The sequence below is a fragment of the Ensifer sp. SSB1 genome, from assembly GCF_016652895.1.
GTDB lineage: Bacteria > Pseudomonadota > Alphaproteobacteria > Rhizobiales > Rhizobiaceae > Ensifer.
In genome coordinates this window covers 1-14,088 of sequence record NZ_JAEPRP010000092.1, presented here as the reverse complement: position 1 = coordinate 14,088, position 14,088 = coordinate 1, and the positions used below count along the sequence as shown (strand labels likewise).

At 61.0% G+C, this 14,088-nt stretch carries 15 protein-coding genes; 8 read left to right on the top strand and 7 right to left on the bottom strand.

From position 1 onward, the window contains the following. Positions 1-179 precede the first annotated feature (179 nt). Both I8N66_RS21810 and I8N66_RS21805 read left to right on the top strand, forming a co-directional pair. Positions 180-1,184: an Ldh family oxidoreductase gene (locus I8N66_RS21810; protein WP_291157540.1), complete on the top strand. Its 1,005-nt coding sequence runs from the start codon at positions 180-182 to the stop codon at positions 1,182-1,184. Between the two features lie 48 nt (positions 1,185-1,232). After that, positions 1,233-1,481 carry a tautomerase family protein gene (locus I8N66_RS21805; protein WP_365887658.1) on the top strand — a complete coding sequence of 83 codons (249 nt, stop codon included), beginning with the start codon at positions 1,233-1,235 and terminating at the stop codon, positions 1,479-1,481. A 72-nt stretch (positions 1,482-1,553) separates the two neighbouring features. Here I8N66_RS21805 and I8N66_RS21800 read toward each other — a convergent pair whose 3' ends face one another. The 3 genes from I8N66_RS21800 to I8N66_RS21790 form a co-directional block, all read right to left on the bottom strand. Next, positions 1,554-3,689 carry an adenylate/guanylate cyclase domain-containing protein gene (locus tag I8N66_RS21800; RefSeq protein ID WP_291157538.1) on the bottom strand — a complete coding sequence of 712 codons (2,136 nt, stop codon included), beginning with the start codon at positions 3,687-3,689 and terminating at the stop codon, positions 1,554-1,556. A gap of 1,011 nt (positions 3,690-4,700) precedes the next feature. Further along, positions 4,701-5,237, bottom strand: coding sequence for an NUDIX hydrolase (locus I8N66_RS21795; protein ID WP_291157536.1), 537 nt, complete (start codon positions 5,235-5,237; stop codon positions 4,701-4,703). Between the two features lie 279 nt (positions 5,238-5,516). Further along, on the bottom strand, positions 5,517-6,425 hold the full coding sequence (locus I8N66_RS21790) for a MurR/RpiR family transcriptional regulator (RefSeq protein WP_291157534.1): 909 nt from the start codon (positions 6,423-6,425) through the stop codon (positions 5,517-5,519). Between I8N66_RS21790 and I8N66_RS21785 the strand changes: the two genes are divergently transcribed. From I8N66_RS21785 to I8N66_RS21765, 5 genes are all read left to right on the top strand, one after another. Continuing rightward, complete coding sequence (locus tag I8N66_RS21785; RefSeq protein ID WP_291157532.1) at positions 6,419-6,811, top strand: hypothetical protein; 393 nt, start codon at positions 6,419-6,421, stop codon at positions 6,809-6,811. The genes I8N66_RS21790 and I8N66_RS21785 overlap by 7 nt on opposite strands. Positions 6,812-6,829: 18 nt before the next feature. Beyond that, positions 6,830-8,263 carry a M20 family metallopeptidase gene (locus I8N66_RS21780; protein ID WP_291157530.1) on the top strand — a complete coding sequence of 478 codons (1,434 nt, stop codon included), beginning with the start codon at positions 6,830-6,832 and terminating at the stop codon, positions 8,261-8,263. A 429-nt stretch (positions 8,264-8,692) separates the two neighbouring features. Continuing rightward, the gene (locus I8N66_RS21775) at positions 8,693-9,139 is read left to right on the top strand and encodes an Rrf2 family transcriptional regulator (protein WP_113537333.1); all 447 of its coding nucleotides are present in this window, start codon (positions 8,693-8,695) and stop codon (positions 9,137-9,139) included. A gap of 20 nt (positions 9,140-9,159) precedes the next feature. Then, positions 9,160-9,318, top strand: a complete 159-nt coding sequence (locus I8N66_RS21770; RefSeq protein ID WP_291157527.1) for a hypothetical protein — start codon at positions 9,160-9,162, stop codon at positions 9,316-9,318. Then, positions 9,315-9,614, top strand: coding sequence for a DUF6522 family protein (locus I8N66_RS21765; RefSeq protein WP_291157524.1), 300 nt, complete (start codon positions 9,315-9,317; stop codon positions 9,612-9,614). The genes I8N66_RS21770 and I8N66_RS21765 overlap by 4 nt, the downstream gene beginning before the upstream one ends. Positions 9,615-9,779: 165 nt before the next feature. Here the strand turns inward: I8N66_RS21765 and I8N66_RS21760 are convergent, their stop codons facing one another. After that, entirely contained in the window at positions 9,780-9,929 is a 150-nt protein-coding gene (locus tag I8N66_RS21760; protein ID WP_291157522.1) for a hypothetical protein, read from the bottom strand. Between the two features lie 515 nt (positions 9,930-10,444). Here I8N66_RS21760 and I8N66_RS21755 point away from each other — a divergent pair. Next, positions 10,445-11,125: an adenylate/guanylate cyclase domain-containing protein gene (locus I8N66_RS21755; RefSeq protein WP_291157520.1), complete on the top strand. Its 681-nt coding sequence runs from the start codon at positions 10,445-10,447 to the stop codon at positions 11,123-11,125. 90 nt (positions 11,126-11,215) lie between these two features. Here I8N66_RS21755 and kduD read toward each other — a convergent pair whose 3' ends face one another. The 3 genes from kduD to I8N66_RS21740 all read right to left on the bottom strand — a co-directional run. Continuing rightward, positions 11,216-11,980 (bottom strand): 2-dehydro-3-deoxy-D-gluconate 5-dehydrogenase KduD, encoded by a 765-nt coding sequence (gene kduD / locus I8N66_RS21750; RefSeq protein ID WP_291157518.1) that lies wholly within the window; start codon positions 11,978-11,980, stop codon positions 11,216-11,218. After that, positions 11,977-12,813 carry a 5-dehydro-4-deoxy-D-glucuronate isomerase gene (kduI, locus tag I8N66_RS21745; protein WP_291157516.1) on the bottom strand — a complete coding sequence of 279 codons (837 nt, stop codon included), beginning with the start codon at positions 12,811-12,813 and terminating at the stop codon, positions 11,977-11,979. The genes kduD and kduI overlap by 4 nt, the downstream gene beginning before the upstream one ends. 38 nt (positions 12,814-12,851) lie before the next feature. Continuing rightward, a partial coding sequence (locus I8N66_RS21740) for a DUF2264 domain-containing protein (protein ID WP_291157514.1) occupies positions 12,852-14,088 on the bottom strand: 1,237 nt, incomplete at its 5' end.

Below are 14,088 nucleotides of genomic sequence, written 5' to 3'. Positions count from 1 at the left end.
CGACACTTCCCACGTTTGTACGGCGGGTATGGCAGCGACGAATTGGCTACCTGACCTGCTTGCTCGAGAGGGGGTTACCAGCTCGCCGCATCAAGAAGCGCGGCTCACGATAAATACTTCTTGTATTTTTTCTGTATTCTTGTCAGGCTTCGTGATGGCAACGGCTCGAGGAAGACATCGTGACCACCATCAACATGTCGCTCAACGACATCCATGAACTGTCGTTGCATGCCTTCAACAGTGCTCGCTTCAGCGCAGAACAGGCCCGGGCGGTGGCACAGGTTGTCACGAGAGCGGAAGCGGACCATTGCAGGTCGCACGGGCTTTACCGCGTGCCGGGATATGTTTCGGCAGTGCGCTCCGGACGTGCGAACGGGCACGCCACCCCCTCGGTTCAGCATCAAGCCGCAAGCGTCCTCTATGTGAATGGCGATCGCGGATTTGCGCCGCTCGCCGCCGAAGCGGGCCGCTCGGAGTTGATTGCGGTTGCCAAGCGCCAGGGAATAGCTGCGATGGCCCTTGGGAACACGCACCATTTTTCAGCTCTATGGGCTGATCTCGAACCGATCGTCGATGCCGGCCTCGTGGCCTGGTGCTTCGTAGTCGGCCAGTGCGCCGTCGCGCCACATGGCGGAAGAAGCCGGTTGATGGGAACCAATCCCATCGGGTTTGGATGGCCGCGCCCCGATGGCGGGTCGTTCATTTTCGATTTTGCGACGAGTGCCGCGGCACGGGGCGAAGTCGAATTGAAGCGTCTGGCCAACGAACGCATCCCCGAGGGCTGGGGTGTCGACGCGGAAGGCCGCCCGACCACGGATCCGGCAGAGGCCCTGGCCGGCGCGCTCTTGCCGTTTGGAGGCTACAAGGGTTCAGCGCTTTCGATGATGGTCGAATTGATCGCCGGCCCATTGATCCGCGAGAAGACCAGTCGTGAAGTCGCGGGATTGGGCATAACCGACGGCGGCCCGCCTCCAGGCGGGGAACTTTATGTCGTTATCGATCCCGCCGCCTTCGGCCGCGACGCGAGGACGATCGGCGAAACATTTTTCAATGAAGCGACGTCTCAGCCTGGGGTCCGGCTACCGTCAGCCCGTCGCCATGCGGCGCGGCTGGAAAGCCATCGAAGCGGGGTCGAAGTTCCGTCTGAACTGATACGGCAGATCGAAGACCTGAGCCGAGACTAACTGTCACCTTGTCGCGCGGTCAGGGCGTCAGCGGCCCGGCGAACGACCGTGCCCCGGAAACATGCCATCCTTGGAGGACCTCTCGTGCCAATCGTGAGAATAGAACTTTTCCCCGGCCGCAGTCACGATCTCAAGATGGAGATCGCCACGGCCATCACGCAGATGCTCGAGGAAAAGGCCGGCGTCCACCCGAACGGTACGACGGTGATATTTTCGGAGATCGCACCAAGCGATTGGGTCGTCGCCGGAAAACCTTACGCTGTTCCGCCAAAGGAACGAGATGAACCAACGCCGTGAGTACGAGGCCCGACATCTCGTCGCGCGCGGACGTGACGCCTTCGCTCGGTCAATGCCATGATCGCGGGCTCACTAGAGCCTGAGGAGCCAGGTCTCCACTTTACCCTTACCCTTGACTTCGATCGCGCCCCGCGCCTCGAAGACGAACTGGCCTTGAAGCCGCTCGTAAACCGTGCGCGTCACCTGAACGGAATCGGGAACACCCGCAGCCTCCATTCGGCTCGCAAGATTCACCGTGTCGCCCCACAAGTCGTAAATGTACTTGCTCTTGCCGATGACGCCGGCCACCACCGGGCCGCTGTTGATGCCTACCCTGAGCTTCAAGGACGTGTTGTGCTCCAGCGCGTGCTCGCGGCTGATATGGATCATGCGAATGGCCATGCGCACCATGCGCTCGGCATGATCGGGTACAGGCTCGGGCAGACCGCAAACCGCCATGTAGGCGTCGCCGACCGTCTTGATCTTCTCGATGCCGAGATCCTGCGCTGCCGCGTCAAAACGCGTGAACAGCCCACTGAGCATTGTCACGACATCATGCGGCGGCATGTTGGACGAAAGCTCGGTAAAGCCCACCAGATCGGCAAAGGCGACCGTGACTTCGGCGAACCCGTCGGCGATCCGTTCCTCGCCGCCGCGCAGTCGGTTGGCGATCGGCGCAGGCAACACGTTCAGCAACAGTTCCTCGTTCTCACGGTTCTTGTTTTCGATCACCACGTTCTTTTCGTGCAGATCCTCGACCATGCCGTTGAAAGCCAGGCAAAGCTGCCCGATTTCGTCGCCTGTGCGAACGGGCACGCTGATCTCGTAGTCTCCCGCAGCGAAGCGCTTCACGCCCGCCGTGAGCTCCCTGAGCGGTCCAAGCATTGCCCGTGCAAGCCAGGCGGCCGCGGCGGTCAACGCGAGCAACGCTACCGCTCCAACGACCATCAGATCCCGGCGCAGCTGGTCGATCGGCGCAAAGGCTTCCGCGCTGTCGATCTTGGCGACAACACCCCAGTTGACGCCGGCGATCGCAAGCGGCCCCCAGGACGCGAGTGTGGGAACGCCGCGGTAGCCGACGATCTCGCCGGTTCCCTCGACACCGGCAAGGGCCGCCCTTGTGGCCGCAGTCTCGATGCGCTGGTGCAGCACCGGCGTCCCGTAGCGCTGAATGTCGGCGATCTCCCCGTCCGATGTGCCGACGGACTTGAGCTCGGCGAAATATCCCTCGCGGTCTTCATAGAACGCCCGTGGGCCTGAGCGAACGAGATAGTCGGGCCCGACGAGGTAGGCTTCGCCGGTTTCTCCGAAACCCTCCTGCCGCCAGCGCCGGTTCCCGGTGACGACCTTGTCGATCTCTTCGTTCGACAGCTGCGCCACCAGCACGCCGATGACTTCACCTCGGTCGATCACCGGTGCGGCCATGAAGGCAATAGGGGCGCCGCCAGACGGCGCATAGGGCGCGAAATCCTCGAGGCAGATCGCGGACCGATCGGCACTTTCCGCACATCGGGCGACGGCGCTGGCAACGTTGGAGCGACGGTACGGACCGAATTGAAGAGACGTCGTGAAGTCCACCTCCTTCTGGACCGTGTAGATCAGCCGCCCGGTCTTCGGGTCCGCCAACATGAAATCGAAGAAACCGACAGTGTTGGCCGCCGTGCGCAGCAGCGGATGGTAAATGGCGTGAAGGCGGCTGTAGTCGCTTCCGTCGCCGGCATCGTCGACGAGCTTGCGTCTCTCCGGCGGGTTCGGATTGGTGACGATATACTGGTACTGCAAATAGTATGGCGCGGTGCCAACCGGAAGGTAATCGGACAGCGCCGGCTCCCTGCCCAGCACCCGTGTCATCTGCGGGATGAAATTGTCGGCATACCAGCTGCTGACCTTTTCGCGCAGTTCCGGCGGCAAGTCTTGCCGATCGAGCCTGTCGACCGCGCCGCGAAACTCTCGTGTTGCATCGACAACCATCTTCGAAGTGGCAAGCAGCCGCAACTCGGTCTGGATTGTGCGGAAATAGGTTTCGACCTGGCGAACCTTGTTCTGGCGGGCTGCCGTGAGATGATCAAAAATCACCGCCTCAATCGCGTCACGGGCGCGGAAATAGCCAAGCACCGCCGTGACCAGAATTGCGATCGCGCCGAGCACAACGAGAACGGTGAAGAGCTTTGCAGCCAACCCGAAAGACGCAGGGCGCGATGAGGAGGCCATATCCGTCGACGATTTCATTCACACTGCCCCACGACGCGAAGCGCCCTCAAGAAGTCGACGACTACGCGCGAAGCAATCACCCAACAGTGACGGCGAGAAGCGCACACTCTTTGGATATCAGTCTGCAGAGCAAGCCTCAAGTCGTGCAGGGCTGCGGGTCTCGGAGAGGAATACCCCAACTGCCGCGGGCCGGGCAGTTCGTCCATCGACTGAAGGCCGCCAGCGTCGATCTTGCCTCGGTGACCGATGGGGCACGTTCACAGAACTCGAATTCCTCGCCGACTCCGACGGGCCGCGCGACCTCTACGGCATGTTGCTTCGCTGCGAGAAGCAACTCGACATCGCCTGACAGCGAAGGTTGAATTCATCGCCCCTGGCGTTCGAGGCCCATACGGGTTGGGTCCGTCTCCTTGCTTTCTTGCTCGGCGACGCACGCGTTCAGGGCGTGCGCCGGTGCACTTCGGCTGGTTTTCCGGCTGCCGCGGCCCGAGAGCTACGGCAAGCCATCGATATATCAGGCGGTTCGGGCGCCGCTTAAGGACTGGCGTCGGCAGGAAAAGTCTGCGCGTGCCGTCGGACGCAATCTCTGAACCGCCCATAACACCGCTATCCGGCCTTCCGGTTGTCGAGATCTACGCCTACAAGCTTCGCCACCAGGGTAGCACGATCCTCGATAGACCTGAGACGCACCGTCAAGGCTGTACTCTTTACCGGCACCTGGGGAGGCAGGGACAAGGCGACTTCCGGGATGTTCTCGGCGGCCCATTGCTTGAAACGGGGCAGCTTGTTTGGACCGCTGATCGGCAAGGTGTGACTGTATCTAAAGCGCATTGCTTCTTCTTTCGGCATGAGTTGTTTGGCCGACGATCGTCCGTCGGCTCAGCATTCGAGGGTTCAATCTCGGCGAGACCCCTGGCGCCACTCTTGCCAGTGACGCCAGGCAATCAGCGTGCAGGACTGATCCTGTGGCTGGAGGTGGACGGAACCGGCCGAAGACGCTTTGCGGCGGGCGGGAAAACCGGCACTGCGCTAGCGCCTCAACATCAGAATCTCATCGAGTGGAGACGTTTGCCCAATCAGGTCGGTCGGTGACTCCGAACGTTCAGATGCGGCACTCAGGCTGCGCAGGAACGTGGCAAGTTCTCTGTCATCCAGCTTGTCCGCCGCCGCGGCAAGCGAAAACCACCGCCGCGTCCTTTGTCCTTTTTCCCGCCAATCAACCAGCGTCCCGCGCACGTTCATACCGAACACCGCCACGCGGCAGGCAACGCGTGAGCCGTCATCCAGACATTTCATATAGCGGTAGGTCGTCACCGGCGCCTTCGATATGACACCGATAACTCCGCCCTCCTCCAACGCTTCTCGTGATGCCGCGACACGGGGCGCGAGCCCCTTCCCGGGCCACCCCTTGGGCACGATCCACCGTCCACTTCTGCGCGACGTGATGAGCAATATCCTCGCGTCGCCATTCTTGCGAATTCGCCAAGGAAGAACTCCGACTTGCTGCAACTCTTCCGGTGCACCCTGCTCGGCAGCGCACCCGTCCTTCTGGGTGACGCCGTTCATTCGCGGACCTCCTCGCCATACAAGGAGGTGACAGGCGGATGGGCCCCTCGATCGCGTATGGCGCTGGAGACGTAGCGGGCACCGTTGGCGTGGGTATTGCACCATGGGCAACGGTAAGCGGAAAGAGGAAGATGCCGGTTGCAAGTGATGCAAACCAGCCGGGCTCGGAACACGGGCATGGGTACACTCCGTCAACATGCCGTAGAGACGACATGACATGAAACGCACTTTTGAGAAGTGGATTCCCGGAGCGGCGGGGTCTGTGGCGGTGTTACAGAATCAGTGTTGCCGGCTCCGGGTAACGGAGCGTGCTTGATCGATTAGCCGCGATATCCTGATAAAGGTTTCCATATGCATAACCTTCACATGGCTCTTTCGTGCGACCACATCAATAGGCAAGTTTGTCGCGCCTGGTGGCGAACGCATCACCTCCTGCACCAGCCGCCGGCCATTCAGCCAGACTTCAGAGATAAATATCTTCGGGCGGAGTTTCGAACGTCGATGCGACTTCCCTGCGATAGTCGCTATTAGAGCATCGGCGAATGCGAATATCGCAGCAGGTGAATTGGGCAACAGTCGGCTCTTCGCCGGCGCGAAAAAAATGACATCGGCCAGCGGTGCCAATGGCGATGTGGGGCTATCCGTTATCACCAGAACCTTGGCGCCTCTGGTCTTCGCCACCTTCGTAAGTTCGACAGTGCTGTTGGAATAGCGCGGCTTGGAAATCGCAACCACGACATCGCCGTCGCTAATCGTGCGGATGACATTGTTCGAGTACTGCGTCGCCCCCCTCAAGAGGACATTGGAAACGTTCTTTTCGGTGTAAAGCGCCAGGCCTTCCTCAAGATAGGCGGCCGCATAGTGGCTCGCACCTGAGCCCAGAATAATGATGCGCCTTGCTACGGTCAGCGCATCGACAAACATCCCGGCCGTTTGCGGCTCGATGTTCGAGATTGCGTCTTGGATGTTTCGGACATTGCCGGTCAACAGACGGTGCAGCGTCGAATCCGCGAAGTCCGCGGCGGCAGGATCCTTTGCGCCTTCGCCGAAATCGCCGGATGCAATCTGATAGTCGGAAACGATCTTTTCCCGAAACTCGCTGAAGCCATTGTAGCCGGCAGCACGGACGAAGCGGGTGATCGTCGCGGTAGAGCTGCCGCTCGCCTGCGCCACGCCCTCGATTGACATCGCCACCACGTCGAGCGGGCGCGCCAGAACAAAATCCGCAATCTTTTGGCATCTGCCTGGACGACGAGCATCTTGCGCGGTGGTTTCAATATCCGATGCACATCTTTGCCGGTGACCAGGATATTGCGGAGGATGATCCCAACTTGCCGTCACAACCCGAGGCATTGGCGCAAGGGCCGTCGCGCTATGCACGGGCAAAACTTGTATTTGACTACGCCAAGAGACAAGCCGAACTCCTCGAACTGGCGTTTAACTGGAAGTTGGTCGATGTTGCAGGCGTCGGGCACGACGGTGCCGCCATGTCGCGAGCGGCGGCGGCTTTCTGGTTTGAGGATCGAATTCCGCCGGTCAATGAACTGGTGTTTGACGACGCGGTACAGCTGTAGAGAGAAATGGGATTAGACATGAGTGCGAATAATCGCCAGGACCTGTGGGACCAGATTGATGCGCAGAAGCAACGCCTGATTGAACTCAGTGATCGCGTTTGGGGCATGCCAGAGGTTTGCTATACCGAAGTTCGTTCGGCCGCAGAGCATAAGGCAGAGCTGCTCCATCACGGGTTTCGCGTGACGGAGGGCATCGCAGGCATCCCCACTTCGGTTATCGGTGAGGCCGGCGAGAGTGGCCCTGTCATCGCATTCTTGGGTGAATATGACGCGCTGCCGGGCCTTAGCCAGGAGGCCGGAACAGCTGAGCACAAACCGATCGAGGCGGGCGGGCATGGTCACGGATGTGGCCACAATCTGCTCGGATCCGGCGCCATGCTCGCGGCGGTCGGACTGAAGAACCTTCTGGCCGAGAAGGGGATTCCCGGGCGGGTGCGCTATTATGGCTGCCCTGCCGAGGAAGGCGGTGCGGCAAAGGCATTCATGGTGCGCGAAGGGGCGTTCGATGATGTCGACATCGCCATTTCGTGGCATCCATACAGTTTTTGGGAAGTCGCACCGGCTCTGTCTTTGGCCAATACGCGCGCAGATTTCATTTTCACCGGCCGGGCCGCTCACGCGGCTGCGGCGCCCCATCTTGGCCGCAGCGCACTCGATGCCGTCGAACTGATGAGCGTCGGCGTGAACTATATGCGCGAGCATATGCCGTCGGATGCACGCGTGCATTCGGCGATTTTGGATACGGGCGGGATCGCCCCCAACGTGGTTCAGGCGCGGGCGCAGGTGCGATACTCCATTCGCGCGATGGATCTGCAGGGCATGCTCGATCTCGTGGAGCGCGTTCGCAAGATTGCGCAGGGCGCGGCCTTGATGACGGAAACCAGCGTAGACATGAAGATCGTCAGCGCCGTTTCGAATACGCTGGATAACGGGCCACTCGAGCAGGCGCTTTACAACGCCATGGACGAGCTTGGCGCACCTGAATTCGACGATCAGGATCGCGCCTATGCCAAGGAAATACGCGGTACGCTGTCGGACAAGGACATCGCCTCGGTATACCAGGCGATTGGCATGCCGATGACCGACGCGCCGCTGGCAGACTTCCTCACGCCGCGAGACACCAAGCGCAAACCATTCATCGGTTCGACCGACATCGGCGATGTCAGCTGGGTGGTGCCTACGGTGCAAGTGCATGCGCCCACCGTTGCGATCGGCACGCCGTTCCATACCTGGCAGGTGGTCGCGCAAGGAAAGTCGCCTGCCGCTCACAAGGCGATGGTTCATGCTGCCAAGGCAATGGCCGCGACGGGATTGGCGGCGTTGACCGATCCGGTGCTGATTGAAGAAGCCAAGGCAGCTTTGGCGCAACATACGGCGCAGACACCGTATGTGAGCCCCTTGAGTTCCGACGTAATGCCCCCGCTGAACATGTCGAAGGGTGCTGCCACATAAGCGCGTCAACGAGGTGATGTCAGGTTGGCCGGCGAAGAAGCTATTTGGCTGACCCTCCGGTTCCTGACCAGCCTGCGTTTGGCGGACGAGATGCTGTTGGGCGCGGCGAGGATTTTCAAAACGCGCCATCAACCCCGTAGCGCGTGATGTATCCGCTATCATCGAAATCGATGTGCCACGCTCGATACAGATCCGGCAAATCATCGATGGGGCGCCCCATTCTTAAATGCGCGCCGAGGGCTTACACACCCTTCAGACGGACATCACCCGCTCGTTTGGCTTCCGATGGGCTCTTGGGCCGCAAGGTCACGAACATATGCGCCGCTCAACCACAGGCCATCATGCCGCATGCCCCATGAACTTTCCCTCGTGGAACAAGTGCATTAAAGTGGCGCATAAAATACCACTTTAAAGGAATGCGCGGCCACGATGCGAATGACGCTCCACACCGACTATGCCCTGCGTATGCTGATTTTCGCCGCGACGCGGCGGAACGGCACATGTACGGTCAATGACGTGGCAAAAGCCTACGGACTTTCACGCAACCACCTCCTCAAGGTGGCGCAGACTTTGCGTGACCTCGGACTCGTCGAAACGACGCGCGGCCGTGCGGGCGGCATCCGGCTCGCGAAGGCGCCGGAAGAGATCGCTGTTGGCGCGCTGGTGCGGGCAACCGAGGATGAGTTCGCGCTGGCCGAATGCATGCAGGCGGGAGGGCACAGCTGCGTGATTTCGCCGGCGTGCCAGCTCAAGGGCATGCTGCACGAGGCGCTAGGCGCGTTCCTCGCAGTTCTCGACAAATACACGCTGGCCGACATCGTGCGGAACCGGGCAGCGCTCGGCCCGCTGCTCGGTATCGATGCCGACGTCGCCTGAGACGAAAGGGGACTGGATTGATGATTGCTGCGCTTCACATGCCGCACCCGCCGGAGGTCGCCATTCACCTGTTCGACCGGGCGCCACGCATGGCCCATTGCTTTCACGCTACCTTCGCCTTCCACGGCGGCGCGGGTTCCTTGGTCGTTGCACCAACTGCGCGCGAGGTGCTGCCATGATGGAAATCAATACCGAGCCGCTCGTCCTTTGCCGTGATGCCGCAGGCGAATTCCTGTTGCCGGCAGAGATGCTGGCCGCACGCTTCGGCTGGCCGACGCAAACCTTGCGCGACTACATGCGCCGCGGCCTCGTCGCCTCCCGCGTGGAACGCGGGGTAGGAGAGGATGACGGCCGCTGGCGCCTTTCCGTGCGCTGCGGCAATCGGCGCTGGCAGGCAATCGTCGAGGCCGACGGCTCAGTCAGGACACAGCGCCTAGAGGTTCTTCCCACGAGCCCACGCACCGCGCAGCGGTAAAAGCAGGTACCATATGCAGTAGGCGTTCCGCGGACGTCCCGGAGGCAACCTCTCTGCGGTGGCCCCGCCAACCAGCCCGGCGCGGCTCCATGTGCCCGATCTCAGAGGAGCACATTCAAGAGGCCGCTGCGTCATGGATCACGAACCGCCCCCTGAAACGTCTGCCTAGACAAAGATCATTACGGCCGCATAGCCGATTGCAACCAGCACAAGCCCGACGACGAGCATGGGCATCAGACTGCTGCCATTGAGATCTCTGCCGCTCACCTGCTCGCCAGAAAAAACCATCGGCTTGCGTACTTCGTCCCTATCCATGGGCGCCCTCCGTTAATGTGGCATATCAAATACCACATTAACGGGCGGATGCGACGTGACAAAATACCGCTCTGCAACGGGTCTCGACGGGAACGACCGGACGCGGCTTCGGAAAGCGCCGGAACGAGTGCTCAGACGTCTCGACGAACACAGCCGTGGTGGCCGTGCGGCGCCCCCCGCGCGACGTCCATGCTACACAAAACTGCTCTTGAGTGGGTTTTGGCGCTGGGTTTAACGAGGTTGGTCCCTACACGGACTACGGCGTCCGGATCTTGCTAGACCTTGGCTTGGTCTAAGGAGAGCTAGATCCGAGCCCAGAGATTGCCAACGCCAGGCATGTCCGAGCTTTAGGTGTTCAAGCCGCGGCAATCGTACGCCGCTAGCGCTTTGGAGGTCCGAGCCCGTTGCCGATGGGTTCAGCACAATGTGACTGCGGATGGTCAAAATTGCATGGTGGGATTTTGTCGCCTTGTCCGATAGATTCCGGCAAGACACATGAACCGGTGACAAGCGTTATGAGGCAGAACGAGAAATACTCCAGCGCATCGACCACCGTCGCTTTCGTCGATTTGGCCGGGTTCAGCGCAATTGCTGACGTCTATGGCGACGCCTCGGCAATTTATATCCTCGAACTCTTCGAAGACTGGGTCCGGACCTCTCTTACAGACTACCAGCCACCACTCAAATGGATCGGCGACGAGGCAATGCTCGCCTTCCCGGACCCAGACCTGGCCATTCAGGCGCTTGGCACATTGCTGCAATCATGCAGAAACGATCCGCGTTTGCCGCTGACGCGTGCTGGGGTAAATCACGGGCCAATCATCCGCAGGGACGGCGATATCTTCGGTTCGACTGTCAATATCGCGGCCCGCATTGCCGCTCTTGCCGCTCCGGGTCAGTTGCTCGCGACGGGCCCGATCTCGGATGCTGCACAGGCAAGAGGCATTGTAGTCAAGAACCTTGGTCCCAAGGCTCTGCGATCTGTGGCAGGCGAGATCGAACTATTCGAGATCGAGCTCGCTCCTTTGGTAGACCCCGGGTGGATCGACCCGGTTTGCAAGATGCATGCCCCCTATTCGCATTACAAGCGAGCAACTGGCGAGGGTCACTGGTTCTGCTCTCGGCTCTGCGAAGAGGCGTATAAAAAATCGCCGCAGACATACTCACCGATAGATGGCGATCGATCGGAAAACTGATTATCGGGCCGATCATCCCAGGTTGGGCGCAAGAGCTCGCACACCCTTGCAAGATAGTGCGCGGCCCGAGATAGAGATCTCGAGCTGCACTCAACGCGCCAACCAGCCGCCATCAACCGGAATGACCGCGCCATGCATGTAGCGGGAAGCGGGCGCCAGCAGAAAGACGGCAGCATCGCCGATATCGTCGGGCCTGCCCCAGCGACCAGCCGGAATGCGGTCGAGGATCGCAGCTGAGCGATCTGCATCTGCGCGCAGCGCCTCAGTGTTGTTGGAGACGATGTATCCAGGTGCGATCGCGTTGACGTTGATACCCTTGCTGGCCCATTCGTTGGCAAGGATGCGGGTGATGCCCAGCACCCCATGTTTTGAGGCGGTATAGGATGCGACACGAATGCCGCCCTGGAAGGACAACAGCGAGGCGATGTTGACGATTCGCCCGGCTCGCTGTTCGTCCAGGAGTTTTCGGCCATAGGCCTGGCAAAGAAGAAAGGCCGCCTTGAGATTGAGGTCGACCACTTCGTCCCAGTCGGCCTCCGAGAGCTCCGTGGAGGCTGACCGACGAATGATGCCGGCATTGTTGACCAGTCCATCCAGAGCGCCGCATTGCTCCCAGACGCGGTCAATCAACGTTTTGACCGCATCTCCATCGGCGAGATCGCAGGCAACCGGCAGGACCCGGCCGCCCGCCGCTTCGACCTTTTCGACCGTCTCGGCCATCGACGAGCGCCCGACCGCGATCACTTCACCGCCGGCCCGGCCGATCGACACCGCGATGCCTTGGCCGATCCCGGTGTTGGCGCCCGTGACCAGCACGCGCTTGCCTTCGAGGCTGAACGCCGAGAGATCGCTCATCGCAGCGTCTCCATCGGCACCGGGTCGGCGTCGGTGTAGTCGACATTGTCGCCCGCCATCGCCCAGATGAAGGCATAGCTGGAAGTGCCGCAACCGGAGTGGATAGACCACACCGGCGACAGCACCGCCTCTTCGTTCGCCATCACGATATGACGGGTCTCGGAAGGCTCTCCGAGAAAATGGAAAACCCGCGCCGGCTCCGGAAGATCGAAATAGAGGTAGACCTCCATGCGCCGATCATGGATATGCGCCGGCATCGTGTTCCAAACCGACCCTTTCTTGAGCTCCGTCATGCCGACGACCAGTTGGCAGGTCTCGATCCCGTTGGTGAACTGAAAGATCGATCGTTCGTTCGATGTTTCCAGGCTGCCGAGATCGAGACGCTTCGCGCCTGCGATCGTCAGCAGCGCCGTCGGGTAAGTACGGTGCGCGGGGGCCGACAACAGATAGAACTTGGCCGGCTTCGACCGGTCGTCCGACGAAAACACCACGTCCGATCCCATGCCGACATAGATCATGTCACGGGGGCCGAGCGCATGGCTCTTGCCGGAAACGACGGCCCGTCCCGGCCCGCCGATGTTGACGGCGATCAACTCGCGGCGCTCGAGAAACGTCTTCGTTCCCATCGGCTTGATGGCTTCGAGCGTCAGCTCGCCCTCAACCGGCATCGCCCCACCGATCACCATGCGGTCGTAATGGGTATAGGTGAGATTGACGCGATCGCTCGCAAACAGATCGCCGATGTGGAAATTGTGGCGCAGCTCGTCGGTCCCCATCGCTGCGGCTGCAAGCGGATCGATGGCGTGGCGGGATGTGAAATCGGGGATCGACATATCAAGTCTTTCGGTCGTTGTGGGAGGATCGAGGGAGGTCAGAGCGGCACGCCGCGCATTAGCGTTACGGCGGTCCCCGTCTCACGCAGGTGCCGTCGCAGCGCTTCGACGTCGGGTGCTGCGGGCAAGCGGGACAGTTTCCTTGTGCCCTGTGACGCGTCGGCCTGCGCAAGCACGGCCACGGCGAGCGTGCTGACGCCGGCTGGAACGGTGCCGCGCAATTGCGGAACCAAGGTTTTTGCGGAAACCAGGTTGGTGTTCGGGGCAGCGATATGGCAGCGCCCTTCACGAGGGACCGTCGAACCGAGGTCGAGGATGGCCGACAGATCCGAGGTCGTAGCGACGACGGCGCGACCAGTATCCTGTTTGCAAGCTTCGCCGGCGTCTCGCCCGACTGCAAAGCCGCCTTCGATGGTGGCGAGCGGCCGCGGCGTGTCGATACGGTGCAGCCGAACCTGAAAATCGCCGTCCCAGTAAAGCCAGGTCTCGACCGAGACTTCGGCGAAGGGCCGCCAACGCGCATAGAGAAGGTTGTCGGCGACCAACGCCTCTTCGTTGGTTTCGCGCACGCGGAAATGCACGCCATCATCACTGAAGCCGATCATGGATTCGAGCACGGAATTGTCGAACCGCCAGAGATCGTTCTCGATGCTGAAGCCGTAGCGCGCCGAATAGGCGAACTTCGCGTATTTCTCGGGCGCGAAACGGATAAAGGTGTTCTCGGCGCTCGTGTGCTGACCACAGGAGAGCGCAATCGCATCCCCTGGCGGGTTCGCAATCAGGAAACCGATATGCGGCTGCGTGGAGACGGCGGATCGCTTCGGGCAGGCGTCCTCGGCGCTCGCCCAGAACGGATGGTCTGCCGGCAGCATCAACGGAAGGAAGGCCTTCAGCGCCCAATAGGGCGATTGCGCGGAATTGTACGGTTCCGACATGATGAGGTTGGGATAGGCGTAGCCGACGGGCATCACGCCATCGCGCGCGGCAAAGGGGTGCTTCGCCCACCAGCGCAAATGGCGCAGGAAGTAACCCTTCTGCGCGCCGAAGGGGATCTCCTCGTCGCCTGCGAGCGCCATGGCGCCGAAAAGGCCGCAGATGGCAAAACGATAGGTCATCGAGCGGCCGAAGCAGAGCGCCGGCCCGTCATCGGCAAACCATCTCGCCATGTCTCCGGCGATCAGTCGGGCCCGTTCACGATACCTTTTCGTCCAGTCGCCGCCATCGAGGACGGCCAGGATCAAGCCGTAGAAATGGAAGGCGAAGGGAATGTAGTGG

Bases quoted from the DNA above. Each gene is read 5' to 3' on its own strand.
- I8N66_RS21800 (WP_291157538.1), bottom strand. From the start codon at position 3,689: ATGAAATCGTCGACGGATATGGCCTCCTCATCGCGCCCTGCGTCTTTC.
- I8N66_RS21795 (WP_291157536.1), bottom strand. From the start codon at position 5,237: ATGAACGGCGTCACCCAGAAGGACGGGTGCGCTGCCGAGCAGGGTGCA.
- I8N66_RS21790 (WP_291157534.1), bottom strand. From the start codon at position 6,425: ATGTCAATCGAGGGCGTGGCGCAGGCGAGCGGCAGCTCTACCGCGACG.
- I8N66_RS21780 (WP_291157530.1), top strand. From the start codon at position 6,830: ATGAGTGCGAATAATCGCCAGGACCTGTGGGACCAGATTGATGCGCAG.
- I8N66_RS21775 (WP_113537333.1), top strand. From the start codon at position 8,693: ATGCGAATGACGCTCCACACCGACTATGCCCTGCGTATGCTGATTTTC.
- I8N66_RS21770 (WP_291157527.1), top strand. From the start codon at position 9,160: ATGATTGCTGCGCTTCACATGCCGCACCCGCCGGAGGTCGCCATTCAC.
- I8N66_RS21765 (WP_291157524.1), top strand. From the start codon at position 9,315: ATGATGGAAATCAATACCGAGCCGCTCGTCCTTTGCCGTGATGCCGCA.
- I8N66_RS21760 (WP_291157522.1), bottom strand. From the start codon at position 9,929: ATGGATAGGGACGAAGTACGCAAGCCGATGGTTTTTTCTGGCGAGCAG.
- I8N66_RS21755 (WP_291157520.1), top strand. From the start codon at position 10,445: ATGAGGCAGAACGAGAAATACTCCAGCGCATCGACCACCGTCGCTTTC.
- kduD (WP_291157518.1), bottom strand. From the start codon at position 11,980: ATGAGCGATCTCTCGGCGTTCAGCCTCGAAGGCAAGCGCGTGCTGGTC.
- kduI (WP_291157516.1), bottom strand. From the start codon at position 12,813: ATGTCGATCCCCGATTTCACATCCCGCCACGCCATCGATCCGCTTGCA.